The organism is Streptomyces sp. NPDC040405, assembly GCF_055595765.1.
The window spans coordinates 409,219-426,934 of the sequence record NZ_JBVIVI010000006.1 but is presented as its reverse complement, the minus strand read 5'-3'; the positions used below and the strand labels follow the sequence as shown (position 1 = coordinate 426,934).

The following is a 17,716-nucleotide window of genomic DNA, read 5'->3' as shown; positions in this document are numbered from 1 at the left end:
GGGTGGCGCCTTCGCGCGCGGCGGAGCCGCACATCACGTGGTGCCGGGGGCGATCCGCAGGGTCGCCACCTGGAAGGGGCCGAGGTTCAGAACCGCGCCGTCGGCGGGACGGCGCGTACCGGCCGGTGCCGGGGACAGCGCCATGGGCAGGTCGTCCTCGGGCACGCGGTCGCGTTCCAGCAAGTCGGTCTCCATGACGAGGGCGCCCGCGCCGAGTTCCGCGCAGGGGCGGAGCAGGGCGCGCGCCCGGCTTCCCTGCGTCTCGTAGACGCGCGCGATGACGTCCCCCGAACCGTCGTCGGCGAGTTTGATCCAGTCGACGATCGCGTGGCCTCGCAGCAGCTCGATTCCCACCAGGGGTTCCAGTGCCGGGAGCGGCGGGATGCCGGGCGCGTTGAACAGGGAGGCGGCCTCGACCGTGGCGGGCACGTCGGCTCCGGGGAGCAGTGCCCAGCGGAAGTGGTGGCGGCCCACGTCGGCGTCGGGGTCGGGGAAGCGGCTGCCCCTCAGCAGCGACAGCCGTACGACGGTGGAGTCGCGGTCGGCGCGCGCGTCGGCGCCGTACATGGTGTCGTTGAGGACGGCCACCCCGTAGGCGCCGTCGGCCACCTGAATGTACCGGTGCATGGCGGCCTCGAACATGGCGTCCTGCGCCTCGGTGTTCACCACGAGTGGCCGCTCGACGTATCCGTACTGCGTCTCGAAGCGTGCCGTGCGCGCCATGACGTGGACCGGCAGGGCGACCTTGAGCAGGCGTTCGCGCTCCTGCCAGTCGACCGCGCACTCCGTCTCGAACCGGCCGGTGCCCGCCCTCAGCCACATCGTCAGCGTGACCGTCGACGCGCCGAACCGCCGGACGACCTCGACCCCGGCGTCGGGTCCGTCCCTGACTACCGTCCGGCTGGTGACATCGTCGACCACCTGGAAATCGCGCAGGGTGTGGCGGTCCACGTCCCACGCGTCCCACCGCACCGGCTCGTCGCGGAACAACTGCAGTACGCCCGCGCGCGAGCCGGGCGGCACCACCTCCCGGTCACCGCGCAGGTCGTGGAGCGAGGTGACGTGGCCGTCGGCATCGACCACGACCCGTAACAGGCCGTCGTCCAGAACGGTGGCACCGGCATCCCCGTCGGTGACACCCACCGGATCCGCGGCGGCCGGACGCGCGGGGACGAACGGAGGGAGCAGCCCTGCCGTCCGGTCCGTGGGCGCGGTGCCCAGGGCGCCCGCCGCCTCCTCGATGAGGCCGCGCAGCCGCGATTCGGTCGCCCGGTAGGTGTCGCGGGCCTCGCGGTGCACCCAGCTGATCGACGTGCCGGGGAGGATGTCGTGGAACTGGTGCAGGAGCACGCCGCGCCAGATCTCGTCCAGGCTCTCCCGCGGATAGGGCGTTCCCCGCAGGACGGTGGCCGCGGCGCTCAGGTACTCGGCCGCCCGGAGCAGCGATTCGCAAGCCCGGTTGTGGCGCTTCATGGCCACCTGGGAGGTCAGGGTGCCCCGGTGCAGTTCGAGGTACAGCTCCCCGCTGTAAACGGGCGCCAGTGGCCGCGTGGCCGACTCGACCTCGCGCAGCTCCGCCTCGGCGTCCTCGAAGAACTCCGCGGGAGTGCGGGAGGCCACGCGCGGCGCGCCCTCCAGGTCGGCGAAGCGGCGCAGCCGTTCGGCCATCTCCCGGGTGGGGCCACCGCCGCCGTCGCCGTAGCCGTAGGGCAGCAGCGAGTGGGAGGCGATGGCCTTGTCCTTGAAGGTGGTCACCGCGTGGCGCAGTTCGCGGGCGGTGACCTCGGCGGCGTAGGTCTCGGCGGGCGGGAAGTGGGTGAAGATCCGGGTGCCGTCGATGCCCTCCCACCAGAAGGAGTGGTGCGGGAAGGTCGTGGTGTCGTTCCAGGAGATCTTCTGCGTCAGGAACCAGCGGGCTCCGGCCCGGCGGGCCAGCTGTGGCAGCGCTCCGGAGTAGCCGAAGGAGTCGGGCAGCCACACCTCGCGCGCCTCGATACCGAAGCGGCTGAGGAAGTACCGTTTTCCATAGGAGAGTTGGCGCACGATGGACTCGCCGGTGGGGATGACGCCGTCCGGCTCCACCCACATGCCACCGACGGGCACCAGCCGCCCCTGCTCCACATGGTGCCGCACCCGCGCGAAGAGTTCGGGGTAGTGGTCTTCGAGCCAGGCGAAGTGCTGCGCCGCGGACATGGTGTAGACGAGGTCCGGGTGGGCGTCCAGCAGGGCGAGGGCGTTGGAGACGGTACGGGCGAGTTTGCGCACCGTCTCGCGCAGCGGCCACAGCCATGCCGAGTCCATGTGCGCGTGTCCCACCGCGGTGATCCGGTGGGCGGAGGCATGCGCGGGAGCGGCCAGCAGCGGTGCGAGGTGGGCGCGGGCCCGGGGCGCGCTCGCGTCGGCGTCCGCCTCGTCGTAGGTGTCGAGGGCGCGCTCGATGCCGTGGAGCAGCCGCCAGTGGCGTGGCTCGTCCTCCGTGAGTTCGGCGGCCAGGCCGCCGAGGACGTCCAGATCGGACAGCAGGGCGTGCACCTCCGGCGAGAACACGGCGGTCTCCGCGCGCCGTAGCCGGAACTGCTCGAACGGTTCCCGCGCGCCCTTCTCACCGTGTTCGGTGGCGACGAACGGCGGCAGACCCAGCAGCAGCGGGTTGGCCGCGGCCTCCACGTAGAGCGTGAAGCGGCCGTCCGGGCCGAGCAGCCCGGGGCCGGTGTCCCCTTCGCGGAGCCGGATCGCCGTCTGCCGCGGGTGCAGGCCCTTGACGATGCCGCCGTCCGGCGTGAAGACCAGGCCCTCGCAGTGGCCGCCCACGGAATGGTCGAACCAGCCCAGGTCGAGCAGCAGATCGACCGGCCCAGGGGTCCGGGGCCCGACGTGGCCGCTGACGCGGAACCAGGTCGTGGACCACGCGGGCCCCCAGGCGTCGCCCAGGGCGAAGGGGCGGTAGCCGGGGCGGCCGCGCCGCGGCTCCGCCGTCAGCCCGAGGGCATGACGGGGGTTGACCGGCTCGCCGTCGTCCCCGACCGTCCATGCCTCGATCTCGACGTCCCCCAGGCGGCGGTGGAGCCGGGGAAGGATGCGCTCACGACGTACGCGGTCGAGCCGCTCAAGTGTCCTGCTGAAGTGACGGTGCATGCGTGGTCCTCATCGCGGAGGAGAAGCAACAGGTCGTCTAATACGTTTTAGTAGGATCGCGAGTGGCCGCAGATTAATACGTTTCAGTTCGCCAGTCACCGCGGCGGATCATCACGGTTGCGTAAAGTCGACGTGGGTCACGATGGAGGGCCGATGCCACCGAAGAAGCATGCCTCGTCAGGAGCGGGGGCGGACTCGGGCTCCGGCGGTCGCCCGCCCGCCGAGGAATCGCCCGCCCGGCTGCGCAGCACCGACATCGCACGGCTCGCCGGCGTCTCCGTGGCGGCGGTGTCCATCGCCGTCAACGGCCGCCCCGGGCTGAGCGAGGCGACCCGCAAGCGCATCCTCGATGTCGCGAACGAACTCAACTGGCGCCCGCACCTGGCCGCCCGTGCGCTCAAGGGCGCGGCCAACGACGTGGTCGGCATCGTCATCGCCCGTCCCGCGCGCACGCTCGGCGTCGAGCCCTTCTTCGCCCAGTTCCTCTCCGGCCTGCAATCCTGCCTGTCCAACCGGGGCATCGCCACGCAGTTACTCATCGTGGAGGACACCGAGACCCAGGTGACGGTCTACCGGCGCTGGGCGGCCGAGCACCGCGTGGACGGCCTCGTCCTGCTCGACCTCGCGGTCGACGACGTCCGGCCCCAGCTCGTCGCCGATCTGGGCATCCCCGCGGTGGTGCTGGGAAGCCACGGAAATCCCCTGCCGCTGACCAGCGTCTGGGTGGACGACCACGCCGCCACGGTCAGCATCCTGAGCCATCTGACCGCCCTCGGACACCGGCGCATCGGCCACGTCAGCGGCACGGTGGCCTACCAGCACACCCAGCGCCGCCTGCGGGCCATCGAGGACGTGCGCGACGCCACGGGCATCGAGGTGACGTCCATCGCCACCGACTACTCCGACGCCCAGGGCGCGTCGGCGACCCGGCGCCTCCTCGAGGCCGACCCCCGCTACACGGCGGTCGTCTACGACAACGACGTCATGGCGGTGGCCGGACTCGGCGTGGCCACCGAGATGGGCATACCGGTCCCCGGTGAGGTCTCCGTGGTGTCCTTCGACGACTCCGTTCTCACCACCATGGCGCATCCCTCGCTCACCGCGCTCACTCGCGACACGTTCGCACTCGGCACGTTCACGGCCACCGAACTGCTCCGCGTCATGGCCGAACGCCCCACCCCCCGCTCCGTGCAGGCCCCCACCCCGCAGCTCGTCGTCCGGCAGAGCACTGCCCCTCCCGTCCAGGGCTGATTCGCAGGCCAGCGGGTTCCCGGGATCTCCCTAGACTTCTCGGGGCACCCGCATCGGCGGTGATCCGGACAACCATTGACATCGTGATCCATGCTGTCGAAAAATCCCTCGTCAGGTTCCGGCTTCATGAGTGGAAAGAGCAGCTCTTGTCGATGACATCGTTGTCCGGCTCCGCCTCTCCGGCCGACGCGGCCACGCTTCCGCCGCTCTCCTTCGGGCAGCGTCGGCTGTGGGCGCTGTCCCAGCGGGAGGGTGCGAGTGCCGCGTACAACGAGCCGATGGCCTTCCGGCTGCGCGGGCCGCTGGACCGTACGGTGCTGGGCCGGGCGCTGGACGCCCTGACGGCCCGGCATGAGGCGTTACGGACGCGGCTGGTGCCGTACCGGGGCGATGCGTACCAGCAGGTCGACCCTGAGGACACCGGCTTCGCGCTGGCGGTGGACGACCTGACCGGCCGCCCGGACGCCGAGGACCGGCTGGCCGGACTGCTGCACCGGGAGACCGTCGTACCGTTCGACATGGCCGCCGAACCACTGGCCCGCGGCAGGCTGGTGGTGATCGGCCCGGACCACCATGTGCTCGTGCTGACCGTGCATCACGCGATGTTCGACGGCTGGTCCCGCAGCATGATGCTGCGCGAGACCGGCGCGCTCTACGCCGCCCTGCTGCGCGGCGAGCCGGACCCGCTGCCACCGGCCCGCTGGCAGTACACCGACTTCACCCGCTGGCAGCGGCAGTGGATGGCCGGTGCGGAGCCCGCCGCGCAGGAGGAGTACTGGGCCGGGAAGCTGGCCGACGCTCCGCCGCTGCTGGAACTGCCGACCGACCGGCCCCGACCGGCCGAACAGGACCACTCCGGCGACCGCGTACACCTTGAGATCGGTCCGGAGCTGACCACGGCGCTCAAGGCCGTCACCGAGCGGCATCAGGGGTCGCTCTTCTCCACCCTGCTGACCGGCTGGTCGATCGTGCTGTCCCGGCTGTCCGGGCAGCAGGACGTGGTGGTGGGCACCCCCACCGCCAACCGCCGCCGCGGCGATGTCGGCGGCATCATGGGCTTCGTCGTCAACACCCTCGCCCTGCGGGTGGAGTTGGCGGGTTCCCCGACCGGCTCGGAACTGCTGCGGCAGGTACGGGCCACGGTCCGGGCCGGGGTGAGCAACGTCGACCTGCCCTTCGAGCGGGTCGTGGAGCTGGTCAACCCGCCGCGCAGCGCCGCGCACACGCCGCTGTTCCAGACCATGCTCGCCTGGGTCCCGCCCATGGAGGACGTGATGGAACTGCCGGGGATGACGGTACGGCTGCTGCCGATGCCGTACGCCCCGGCCAAGTTCGACCTGGTGCTCGCGCTGGAGGAGGCGGACGGGCGGATCGTCGGCGATCTGGACTACGCCACCGCGCTCTTCGACCGCGAGACCGTCGAGCGCCATCTGCGCTACCTGGTCCGGGTGCTGGAGCAGCTGGCCCGGGACCCCGCGCGGCCGGTCGCCGAGTACACGCTGCTGGACGAGGCGGAGACCGCCGCGCTGCTGGCCGACTGGGACGCCACCGGCACTCCGGCACAGACGGAGGGGCTGGTCGAACGGTTCGAGGCGCGAGTCCGGTCCGCCCCGGCGGCCACCGCCGTGGTGGACGGCGACCGCCGGCTGACCTACGACGGCCTCGACCGGCGGGCCAACCGGCTGGCGCACGCCCTGACCGCCCGCGGAGTGCGCCCGGACCAGGTGGTCGCGCTGCACTCCGGCCGGTCGGCCGAGCTGGTGGTCGGTGTGCTCGGCATCCTCAAGGCCGGTGCGGGCTGGCTCCCCCTCGACCCGGGGCAACCGGCCGAACGGCTGGCCGCGATGGTGGCCGACGCCCGCCCGGCCCTGGTGCTCACCGACCAGCGGGGCGCGCCCGATGGCTGGCACGCGCTGACGGCCGTCGAAGCCGAGGGCGAGCGGGACAGCACACCGGGCACCGCCGTCCCGCCCTCGCATCTGGCCTACGTCATCTACACCTCCGGCTCCACCGGGCGCCCCAAGGGTGTCGCGGTGACCCGTGGCAATGTGCTCAACCTCCTCGACCAGTGGCTGGCCCGGTTCGGCGCCACGCCGGGCGAGGCGACGTCGGCGTGGTCCAGCATCGGTTTCGACGCCTCCGTACACGAGCTGCTGCTGCCCCTCACCACGGGCGCCGAAGTGCACCTGGTGCCCGAGGTGATACGCGGCGACCCGGCCGCGCTGATGCGCTGGCTGGGCGAACACCGGGTGGTGCAGGGCTTCCTGCCGCCCGCCTACGTACGGTGGATCGACGAGGACCCGGCGGGCCGGACGGCCGGGCTGGCGCTACGCCAGTTGCTGACCGGGGTGGAGTCGCTGCCGGAGGCGGCACTGCACCGCATGGCGTCGGCCCTGCCCGGGCTGCGGGTCTGCTTCGGCTACGGACCGACCGAGACCACGCTGTACAGCACCGCCTACACCGACCCGCGGCCGGTGGACCGGCCGTGTCCGATCGGGCGGCCGCTGCCCGGCACCCGGCTGTATCTGCTGGACGAGCGGATGCGGCCGGTGCCGCCCGGTGTGGTGGGCGAGATGTACATCGGCGGGGCCAGCGTGGCCCGCGGATACCTCCACCGGCCGGAGCTGACCGCCGAGCGGTTCCTCGGCGATCCGTTCGTCACGGGCGGCAGGATCTACCGCACCGGCGATCTGGCCCGCCGACTGCCGGACGGCACCGCCGAATACGCCGGCCGCCGCGACGACCAGGTCAAGCTGCGCGGCTTCCGCATCGAGCCGGGCGAGGTCGAGGCGGCGCTGCTGGCGCTGCCGGGGGTGCGGGAGGCCGCCGTACTGGCCGACCTCGACCCGGCCGGTGAGCCACGGCTCGTGGCGGGCATCGGACGCGGCGAAGCGCCGTCCCGGCAACCGCACGAGTGGCGGGCGGCGCTGGCCGAGCGGCTGCCGGACTACATGATCCCCGCGGTCTTCGTGGAGCTGCCCGGCCTGCCGCTGGGCCGCAGCGGCAAGCTGGACCGGGCGGCCCTGCTGGAGCGGGCGCGGGCGGCGCTACCGGCACAGGTCAACACCGCCACGCCACGCGACCATGTGGAGATGGCGCTGCACCGGATCTGGTCCCGGCTGCTGCTCCACCCCGGCATCGGCATAGCGGACAACTTCTTCGACGTCGGCGGCACCTCGATCTCGGCCATCAAGATGGCCCACGCGATCGGCGCGGAGTTCGGCGAGACGCTGCAGATCCGCGAGGTGATCCGGCATCCGACCATCGAGGCGCTCGCCGAACGGCTGCGCCGGGGCGCCTCCGGGCCGCCGGGGACGAACCTCGTCGAGTTCCGGGCCGGGGCCGGACGGCGGAGGCTGATCTGCGTCCATCCGGCCGGTGGTACGGCCTTCTGCTATCTGCCGCTGACCGGTGCGCTCCCCGAGGACATCGGGGTGTGGGGCATCCAGGCCCCGGGCCTCAACCCGGATGAGCGGCGGCTTCCCACGGTCGAGGCGATGGCGGAGGCGTACGTGGAGCTGATCGACGCCCGCCCCGGTGAGTCACTGGTGCTGTGCGGGCTGTCCTACGGCGGCCTGATCGCGCACGAGATGGGCCGACGGCTGGCGCTGGCCGGGCACTCCCGGCCGAGCGTGGTGCTGCTCGACACCCAGGCCACCGACGACCCGGCCGAGCGGGCGGCGATCGAGCCGGTGGCGTACGAGGAGTTCGCCGAGAAGCTGGTGCGGTTCAACGGCATGTACCCGGGCATCGAAGCCGACCAGCTCACCCGGTACTACGACACCTACAACCACAGCCGGATGACCGCCCGCGACCACCAGCCGCGGCCGACCACCGCCCGGCTGACCCTGATCGAGGCGGCGGCGGACGGCCCGGGGGCGTCCGGCCCGCACCCGACCCGCGAGTTCTGGCGGCGGCGGGCCGAAGCGGGGCTCGCGGTCGTGCCGCTCGACTGCGGCCACTGGGAGCTGCTGGAGGGAGCGCAGGTGTCGGCGGTGGCCGAGGTGATCGTGGCGGAACTGGACCGGCCGGACGCCGCGCAGCCACCCCGCCCGGCCGAACCGTCCGTGGCACGGGAGCGCTGATGACGAACTCGACCGACACCCCGGCCATGGTGGCGACGGGTCTGGCACACGGTGTCCACCTCCAGTCGCGGCTCACCCCCGACGCCCTCGCGCTGGTGGACCGGGACCGCCGGTTCGGCTACGCGGCGCTGGACACCGCGGGCGCCCGGGTGGCCGCGGCGCTGCGCGGCCACGGGGTGCGCCCCGGCGACGCGGTCGCGGTCGGCCTGCCGCGCTCGTGGCAGCTGGTCGTGGTGGTGCTCGGCGCGCTGCGGCTGGGCGCCCGCGTCGTACCGCTGGACGCCCAGAGCCCGCCGGAGCGGCAGGCGCACATCCTGCGCGACTCGGGCAGCGTCGTACTCGTGCACGGCGCCACGCCACCGCAGGACATCCCGGATTCCGTGCGCCCGCTTCCGGCGGCCCGGCTGCTGGAGGCCCTGGCGGACGGGGCCGCGTCGGTGGACACGTTCCCGGAGCGGCCCGCCGGGCTGGTCCTCTACACCTCGGGCACCACCGGCCGCCCGAAGGGTGTGGAGCTGCCGGAGGCCGGTGTGATGCGGATGGCACGGCCGGGCTGGCTGCCGCTGGAGCCGGGGACCCGGTTCTCCTGCCTGTCCAACCCGGCCTTCGACGCCATCAACTTCGAGATGTGGACACCGCTGCTGACCGGCGGCGCTTGCGTCGTGCTGCGGGACGAGGACGTGCAGTCGCCGCACCGGCTCGCCACCGCACTGCTGCGGGAGCGGATCGATACGCTGTTCGTCACCACCGCGCTCTTCCAGGCCGTGGTGGACACCGTGCCCTCCTGCTTCGCGGGTGCCCGGCAGGTGCTGGTCGGCGGCGAGCAGCTCAACCCGGCCGTGGTGCGGCGCTGGTACCGGCACCATCCCGGCGGCGCCACGGTGCTGCACAACATCTACGGCCCCACCGAGGTGTGCACCTTCTCGCTCGTTCACCCGATCCCCCGCGACTTCGACGCGGACGTGGTGCCGATCGGCCGCCCGCTGCCGGACACCGGGACGCTGCTGGTGGTGCCGGGCGCCGAACGCGTCGCCGCACCGGGCGAAGTGGCCGAACTGCTGCTGTCCGGGCCGGGCGTGGCGACCGGCTACCGCAATCTGCCCGAGGAGACCGCCCGGCAGTTCGTCCGGCTGCCCTGGTACGACGGCGGCCGGGAGCGCTACTACCGCACCGGCGACCTGGTGCGGGCCGACGCCGACGGGGTGATCGGGTATCTGGGCCGGGCGGACCGGCAGGTGAAGGTGCGCGGCTTCCGGATCGAACCGGCCGAGGTGGAACGGCGGATCGCGGCGCACCCCGCCATCCGGCAGGCGTACGTGTGCGCCCGGGAGCATCAGGAGACCGCCGGGCACGAGCTGCTGGCCTATCTGGTGGCCGGGCCGGAGCTGGATTTCGGGGAGTTCGACCGGCACCTGACGTCCGCCGTACCGGCCTACATGCGGCCGCACCGGGTGTACCGGGTGGACGCGCTGCCGCTGACCGGAAACGGCAAGGTGGACCGGGCCGCGCTGTTACGCCGTGCGGACGCCCCATGGCAGCGCTCCGCCGACCCGGGCCCGGCCGCCGAGGTGACCGCCCGGCAGGGCGAGGTGCTGGAGCTGGCCGAGGCGGTGCTCGGCACCTCGGGGCTGCGCCCCGCAGACCGGTGGATCTCCAGCGGGGGCGACTCGCTGCGCGCCCTGCGGCTGCGGTTCGAGATCCGCCGCCGCTGGGGGTACGAGCTGGGTCAGGCGGAGGTGTTGCACGCCGACTTCGCCGGTATCGCCGAGGCGGTCGACCGGGCCGGTTCAGATGCCGGAGCCGCATCGCGCTACCCGGTGCCCGGCCCGCCGTCCGGGGCCACCCGTGGCCCGGCCACCAGCGAGCAGCAGCGACTGTGGCTGCACCAGCAGCGCTTCCCCGCCTCCCGTGGCTACACGGTGGGCCAGGAACTCCGGCTGGGCGGCCCAGTGGATCCGGCCGCGCTGCGCCGGGCCCTGTGCGGCCTGGTGGCCCGGCATCCGGCGCTGCGCACCGGGTTCGCGTCGTCGCCGGACGGTCTGCTGCAGGTGGTGGGCGAGCCGTACGACCCGTGGACCGAGCCGGAGGCCGCGGCGCTCGCTGATGGGGAGGCCACTGCCGACCGTGACGACGTCGCGTCCGCCTTCGCCGAGCGGTTCTTCGCCGAGCCGCACGATCTGGCGCGCCCCCGGATGCTGGCCGCGTGCTGGCTGCCGCGCGCGGGCGGAGGCGGCGGCACGCTGCTGCTGCGGCTGCACCACATCGCGGTGGACGGCTGGTCGTTGACCGTGCTCTTCCGCGACCTGTCGGACTGCTACGCCCGGGCCCTGCGGGCGCCGGACACCACCGCGCCGCCGGAGGTGTCCGCGGCGCCCACCCCGCTGGACCACGCCGCCTGGCAGGCCGACTGGTTCGCCGGGGACGGGTACGGGGCGCTCCGCGCCGGGCTGCGCGAGCGGTGGTCCGCCGAGGAGGAGCCGGACGAACCGCTGCGGCCGGTCCGTGACCGGCCCTTCCCCGAGGGCCGCCTGTTGCACACCGCGCTGGACCCGGACCGCCGTGCCGCGGTGGACCGGCTCTGCGGCGAACTGGAGCTGAGCCGCTTCGAGTTGCTGCTGGGGGTGTTCGCCTGGAGCCTGTACGCGGTCACCGGCCGGACCCGGCCGCGGATCGCCACGCCGGTCAGTGGCCGTCCTGTGCAGGAGTTCGAGGCGAGTGTCGGGATGTTCGCCAACACCGTGCCGCTGCCCGTGGCGGTGGCGCCGCGCGGCGAGCTGCGCGCCGAACTGCTGCGGCTGGGCGCGGCGGTGCGCGAAACCCTGGAATGGCAGGACGTGTCGCTCGCCGATGTGCTGGACGACCGTGGCCACCCGGCCGGGCGTAGTCCATTCGATGTGCTGTTCGTGCTGGAGAACACCGACTTCGGCGCGCTGGAGCTGCCCGGGATCACCGCCCGGCCGGTGTGGCGGGCACCGGCCGAGGCCAAGGTGCCGCTGACCGTCTCGCTGGTGGAACACCCGGACGGCTTCGACTGCCTGTGGGAGTACGCGGCCGACCACTTCACCGCCGCCGAGGTCGAGGCCATGGACCGGCTGTTCCGCACCGGGCTGGACGCGCTCGCCACCGGCCGGTCCGGTACGCCCGCCGGGCTGGCGGCCCCGTACCGGCGCGGGCTGCCGGAGTTCGGGCGCGGCGCCGATCCGTACGGCGGCTGGACCACGGTGGCCGAGGGCTTCGCCGCCCAGGTCGCCCGTACCCCGGACGCGCCCGCCCTGATGACCGCGGACGGCCCGGTCGGCTACGCACGGCTGGAGCGGTGGGCGGCGGCGCTCGCCGGGGAGCTGCGGGCCGGTCACCCCCTGGCGGCCGGTGACGGGCGGCAGCGGCAGGTGGCGCTGTACATGGAGCCGTCGGCCGAGCACGTGGTGGCGCTGCTGGCGCTCGCCCGGCTCAACTGGACCGCGGTGCCGCTCGACCCGGCCTACCCGGCCGAGCTGCTGCGGCAGATCCTGCGCCGGGCCGACCCGGTGTGCGTGCTTCTCGCGCCGGGCGGCGGGGCGGCGTTCGACGCGGTGGACCCGGGCGGCACGGCGCGCCGCACGGTCACCCTGGCGGAATCCGGGACGAGCGCCGTACCGCCGCCGCCGCATGCCGGACGTCCGCTGTACACCCTGTTCACCTCCGGCTCGACCGGTGTGCCCAAGGGTGTCCAGGTCTTCGACCACACGCTGGCCAACCTGCTGCACTGGCAGGCGGCCGAGGGCGGTCTCGGCGCACCGGCCGTGACCCAGCAGTACTCCATGCTGTCGTTCGACGTCTCGTTCCAGGAAATCTTCACCACCCTGTGCGGTGGCGGCTGTCTGCACCTGATACGCCCCGGCTGGCGGCAGGACGCACCGGCGCTGCTCGACCAGCTGGAGTCGGCCGGTGTGGAGCGCGTCTTCATGCCGTACGTGGCGCTGCAACTGCTCGCCGAACACGCCGTCCACCTGGGCCGCTATCCGTCACGGCTGCGCGAGGTGGTCACCGCGGGCGAGCAGCTGGTGTGCACCGACGCCATCCGCCGCTGGTTCGCCGGGCTGCCGGGGGCCCGGTTGTTCAACCACTACGGGCCGACCGAGACACACGTGGTCAGCGCCCTGTGCCTGACGGGCGACCCGGCCCGGTGGCCGGAGCGCCCCGCCATCGGCACCCCGGTGGCCGGGGCGCTGCTGCGGGTGGTGGACCCGGCGGGCGAGCCGCTGCCTCCGGGGTGCGTGGGCGATCTGCTGATCGGCGGCACCATGGTGTCGCGCTGCTATCTGGGCGATGGCACGCTCAACCGGGAGCGTTTCACCGAACTGCCGGGAGAGCGGGGCCTGTTCTACCGCAGCGGCGACCGCGCCGCCTTCGGCCACGACGGGCTGCTGCACCACCACGGCCGGGACGACCAGCAGATCAAGCTGAGCGGCCACCGGCTGGAGCTGGGCCAGGTGGAGGCGGCGCTGCTGCGCCACCCGAGGGTGGTGGGCGCGGTGGTGGTCCCGGAAGGTGGCGGGCTGACGGCCTGTCTGGAGTGCCGTGGCGACACGCCTTCGGCCCGGGAGCTGGACGGCCATCTGGTGCCGCTGCTCCCGCCGCATGTGCGGATCGACCGGTTCCGTCGTCTGGAGGCGCTGCCGCGCACCCCGAGCGGCAAGCTGGACCGCCGGGCGGCACCGCGCGCCCCGGGAGCGGAGCTGCGGCGCGCCCCGGACGGTGGGGAGCGGCTTTCGGAGCGGGAGGCCGAGCTGTCCGCCGCGTATCGGACGGTGACCGGTGCGCCCATCGGCCCGGACCAGACGTTCTTCGAAGCCGGGGCGTCCAGCCTGGCGCTGATGCGTTTCCATCTGCGGTGCACCACCGCGCTCGGGCTGAGTTTCGGCATAGCGGACCTGTTCGAGCATGTGACGGTACGTGCGCTGGCCCGCTTCGTGGACGGTACGGAGCCGGGCCCGGCCCGCACGGCGCGACCAGCCCAGGTGGCGGACCAGGAGCCGATCGCGGTGGTCGGGATGGCGGTGCGGGTGGCCGGTGCCCCGGACCTGCGGGCCTTCTGGGAGCTGATCCGGAGCGGCGGTCGTGGCATCGAGTACTTCGACGCCCCGGACGGCCTTGTGGGGGCGCGCAGCCAGATGGACGGGCTGCTCGGCTTCGACCCGGAGCACTTCGGCATCAGTCGGCAGGAGGCCCGGCTGATGGATCCGCAGCAGCGGCACACGCTGATGACCTGCGTGGAGGCGCTGGCGCACGCCGGTATCGCCGACACCTCGGCGCTGCGGGTCGGGCTGGTGGCCGGTGCGGGCGAGAACACCTACTTCCAGACCATGCTGCGGCAGACCGACCCGGAGAAGTTGCCGGACGGTTTTCAGCTCGCGCTCCACCACGAGAAGGACTTCCTGGCCACCAAGGCCGCCTACCACCTGAACCTGACCGGCCCCGCGTTCACCGTCCAGGCGGCGTGCGCCAGTTCGCTCTTCGCGGTGCACGTGGCCGCCGGGCTGCTGCGGCAGGGCGACGCCGAGGTGATGCTGGCGGGCGGGGTGCTGGTGGACACCGGGCTGAGCGACGGCTACCGCTACAAGCCGCAGCACATCTTCTCGGTGGACGGCCACTGCCGGCCGTTCAGCGACGACGCCACCGGCACCGTCGGCTCCAGCGGGGTCGGCATGCTGGTGCTCAAGCCGCTGCGGCTGGCCCGCGAGGCCGGGGACACGGTGTACGCGCTGGTCACCGGGTCGGCGGTGAACAACGACGGTTCGGACAAGCTCGGTTACGGCGCCCCCTCGCTCGCTGGCCAGCGTGAGGTGATCCGTACGGCCCTGCGGCGCGGCGGACGTACCGGCGCCGACCTCGGCTACGTCGAGGCGCACGGCACCGGCACCCGGCTCGGCGATCCGGTCGAAGTCGGTGCGCTGCGCCAGGCGTTCGAGGTGCCCGAGTCGGGCCGTACCGCGCTCAGCTCGGTCAAGAGCCAGATCGGCCACCTGGGCGCGGCGGCCGGGGTGGTGGGGCTGGTCCGGGCGGCGCTGTGCGTCCACCACGGCCTGATCCCGCCCACGCTGGACTTCCGCGCCCTCAACCCGCAGCTGGGCCCCGATCCGACGCCGTTCTACGTACCGGCCGAGGCGCTGCCCTGGCCGGACGGCCGGCCGCGGGTGGCGGCGGTCAGCAGCTTCGGCATCGGGGGCGCCAACGCGCACGCGGTGCTCGAAGCGGGCGAGCCGGGACGGCCGGTCGACGCGCCGCCGCCCTGCCTGCTGCTCTCCGCCTCCAGCGAGGCGGCGCTGCGCGCCGACGCGGACCGGATCACCGCCTACCTCGCGGAGCGCCCGGAGGCGTACCCGGAGGTGCTGCGGCACCTCCAGGCGGGCCGGCCCGCCCGCCGCTGGCGGATGGCGGCGGTCTGCCCGGACCCGGCGTCGGCGGTGCGGTGGCTGCGTACCGCCACCGGCACCGAGGTGCGGCCGGGCGCCGGGCAGGTCCCGGCGGCGGACCGTGGCGCGCCGCGACTGGTGGCCGACTGGCTCGCCGGGAAGCGGATCGGATGGCCGACGGGTCCGGCGCAGGCGCCGTGGGACTTCCCGCCGCCGTCCTTCGCCCGGGCGGAGTACGGCATCGAGCGGGCGGCGGCCGAGCCGCCGCCCCCGAGCGGCACCACATGGCCGGTCCGGCTGGCCGAGGGGCAGTGGCTGCACCAGCCGCACTGGGTCCGGTTCCGCCGGGCGGCCGCCGCCGCCCCGGCGGCCGCCTCCCGCCCGCTGGTCCTGGTCACGGACGGCCCGGCCGACCCGGAGGAGGTACGGGCGCTGCGCTCGGTCCGTCCACGGGTGGTGCTGGTGGCGGCCGCGGACCGGTTCGCCCGGCTCGACGACGACGCGTACCGGGTGGACCCGGCGGACCCGGCCTCGCTCGGCGCGCTGCTGGACGCCCTGGGCGACCTGGGCGCGGTGGACTGGCTGCACGCGCTGCCGCTGAGCGTGACCGGCCCGGTCGACGCCGACCGGCTGGACCGGGCCCGCCGGGCCTGCCTGGACGCTCCGGCCGCGCTGATCCGGGCGGCGGCCGGACGGACGGGGCTCACGCCGCGCCCGGTGTGGCTGTCGTACCGGGCCCGGCCGGTGGACGGCCCGGTGGACCGGCCCGAGTTGGCGCTGCTGGCCGGGGTCACCGAGGTGGCGCCGCAGGAGGGCGCCACCGCCGGGCACTGGGTCGACCTCCCGGCCGCCGCGCCGACCGGCTGGGCGGCGCCGCTCGCGGCGCTGCTGGCCGCCGACGAGCACCTGCCCGCGCACCTGGCGCTGCGCCACGGCTACTGGTGGCGGCAGGACACGGTGCCGGTACCGGCGCCGCCCGTCGATCACCCCGTGGTGCCGACCGCGGCGGATACGGTCCACCTGGTGCTGGGCGGCACCGGTGGCATCGGCGCCACCATCGCCGGGTGGCTGCTGGAGCGGACCGCGGGCCGGGTGCTGCTGCTGGCCCGGCGGCCGGAACTGCCGGACGCGCTGGCGCCGTGGGCCGACCGGATCGAGCTGGTCGACGCCGACTTGACCGCCCACGCCCCGGACCGGCTCGCCGTGCTCGTCGCCGGCCGTACCGGGCGGCTGGACTCCGTGGTGCACGCGGCCGGTACCGGAGCGGGAGGGCTGATCGCGCGCCGCGACCCCGCGGTGGCGCGCGCCGGTTCGCTCGCCAAGCTGCACGGCGCGCTGCTGGTGGAGCGCCTGGTCGAGCGGTTCCGGCCGCGGTTGGCCGTCTTCTGCTCCTCCATGGCCGGGACGCTGGGCGGGGTCGGCCAGCTCGACTACGCGGCGGCGGCCGGGGTGCTGGACGCCTTCGCCCACCATGAGCCGTCCGGGCCGGACGACGGTGGCACGACGCTGCGGCTGGCCATCGGCTGGGACGTGTGGCGGGAGGCCGGGATGGCGCTGCGCGGTCCGGCCGCGGACGTCCGCCACCAGGCCCATCTGGCGGTCGGGCTGACGGTGGAGGAGGGCCGCCGGACCTTCACCCGGGCGCTGGCCGCGCAACTGCCGCAGGTGCTGGTCTCCACCACCGAACTGACGGCATCCCGCGCCTTCTACGCCGGGCCCGCGCCGGAGCCTGCCGGTGTGCCGGTCGAGGCAGGTTCGCCGCCTGCTCGCGCGGAGGGCGGGAGCGAACCGGCCGTGCTGCTGGGCGACTGGCTGTGCGAGTGGCTGGGGCTGGACACCCTCGACCCGGCTGCCTCGCTCTACGGCCTGGGCGCCGACTCGCTGACCCTGCTGGACCTCATCGGCGAGATGAAGCGCCATTTCGACGTGGAAATCGATCTGGCCGAGCTGAGTCACCAGGTGTCGCTGGCCGAGGTGCTGACCCTGCTGGACCGGGCCCGCTCCGAGGTGTCCACAGCCGGTGACACGGCCGATGGCACAGCCGGTGACATGGCCAGTGGCACGGCGGGATCGCAGGTCGCGCTCGAAGTGTGGCAGCAGGGCACCGGTACGGAGGTGCTGTGCCTGGTGCACCCGGTCGGCGGGGACCTCCAGGCGTACCGCGCCCTGGTCGCGGGCCTCGATCCACGGCTGACCGTGGCATTGATCGCCGACCCGGCGCTGCGCCGGCCCGACGGCCCGGAGTGGACCCTTGCCGAGCGGGGCCGCCACTACCACGCGGCGCTGGAGGCACGCTTCCCGGCCGCCGGCTGGCACCGGCAGCTGGCCGGGTGGTCGTTCGGCGCCTGGGTTGCCGTCGGCATGGCCGCCGAAGCGGAAGCGGCCGGGCGGCCCGTGGACACGCTCCATCTGCTGGACCCGCCGCCGCCCGGCTCCGGACCGATCCACCAGTCGTACGGCGAGGGCGAGTTGCAGACCCTCTTCGCGCACGAGCTGGGACTCGGCGGCAGCGGCCGGGACGGCGAGGCGGCCCGGGAGTACGCCGAACGGCTCACCCGGGCTTGCGTGGCCAACCTCCGTGCCATGGCCGACCACCGGCTGCCGCTGCTGGCCGCCACCCCGGCCCGGGTGTGGCTGGCCCGGCTCCCGGTGCCGGGCCTGCCGCCGCTGGGCTCGCCCGCGGAGCAGCGCGCGCTGTGGCGGGCCCACCTGACCGCGCCGACCGACTGGGCGGAGGTGGACACCACCCACTACGGCCTGGTCCGTCCGCCCCAGGTGGCCGCGGTGACGACCGCGGTCAACGCCGTCCACCGCGAGGTGGCCGCCCGGCACTGACGGACCGGCACCCCG

4 protein-coding genes are annotated in these 17,716 nt (G+C 74.1%); 3 read left to right on the top strand and 1 reads right to left on the bottom strand.

Annotated elements, in window-relative coordinates; genetic code table 11:
* Positions 1-33: 33 nt before the first annotated feature.
* Complete coding sequence (locus tag ACZ59A_RS26160) at positions 34-3,135, bottom strand: alpha-mannosidase (RefSeq protein WP_470962817.1); 3,102 nt, start codon at positions 3,133-3,135, stop codon at positions 34-36.
* 153 nt (positions 3,136-3,288) lie between these two features.
* Here ACZ59A_RS26160 and ACZ59A_RS26155 point away from each other — a divergent pair, with 153 nt between their 5' ends.
* The 3 genes from ACZ59A_RS26155 to ACZ59A_RS26145 all read left to right on the top strand — a co-directional run bounded on the left by ACZ59A_RS26155 (position 3,289) and on the right by ACZ59A_RS26145 (position 17,701).
* Positions 3,289-4,386: a LacI family DNA-binding transcriptional regulator gene (locus tag ACZ59A_RS26155; RefSeq protein ID WP_470962814.1), complete on the top strand. Its 1,098-nt coding sequence runs from the start codon at positions 3,289-3,291 to the stop codon at positions 4,384-4,386.
* Positions 4,387-4,538: 152 nt separating this feature from the next.
* Positions 4,539-8,471 (top strand): non-ribosomal peptide synthetase, encoded by a 3,933-nt coding sequence (locus tag ACZ59A_RS26150; protein WP_470962810.1) that lies wholly within the window; start codon positions 4,539-4,541, stop codon positions 8,469-8,471.
* A complete protein-coding gene (locus ACZ59A_RS26145; RefSeq protein ID WP_470962807.1) occupies positions 8,471-17,701 on the top strand; it encodes an amino acid adenylation domain-containing protein in 9,231 nt (3,076 codons plus the stop codon). The genes ACZ59A_RS26150 and ACZ59A_RS26145 overlap by 1 nt, the downstream gene beginning before the upstream one ends.
* Positions 17,702-17,716: the final 15 nt, after the last annotated feature.

Bases quoted from the DNA above. Each gene is read 5' to 3' on its own strand.
- ACZ59A_RS26160 (WP_470962817.1), bottom strand. From the start codon at position 3,135: ATGCACCGTCACTTCAGCAGGACACTTGAGCGGCTCGACCGCGTACGT.
- ACZ59A_RS26155 (WP_470962814.1), top strand. From the start codon at position 3,289: ATGCCACCGAAGAAGCATGCCTCGTCAGGAGCGGGGGCGGACTCGGGC.
- ACZ59A_RS26150 (WP_470962810.1), top strand. From the start codon at position 4,539: ATGACATCGTTGTCCGGCTCCGCCTCTCCGGCCGACGCGGCCACGCTT.
- ACZ59A_RS26145 (WP_470962807.1), top strand. From the start codon at position 8,471: ATGACGAACTCGACCGACACCCCGGCCATGGTGGCGACGGGTCTGGCA.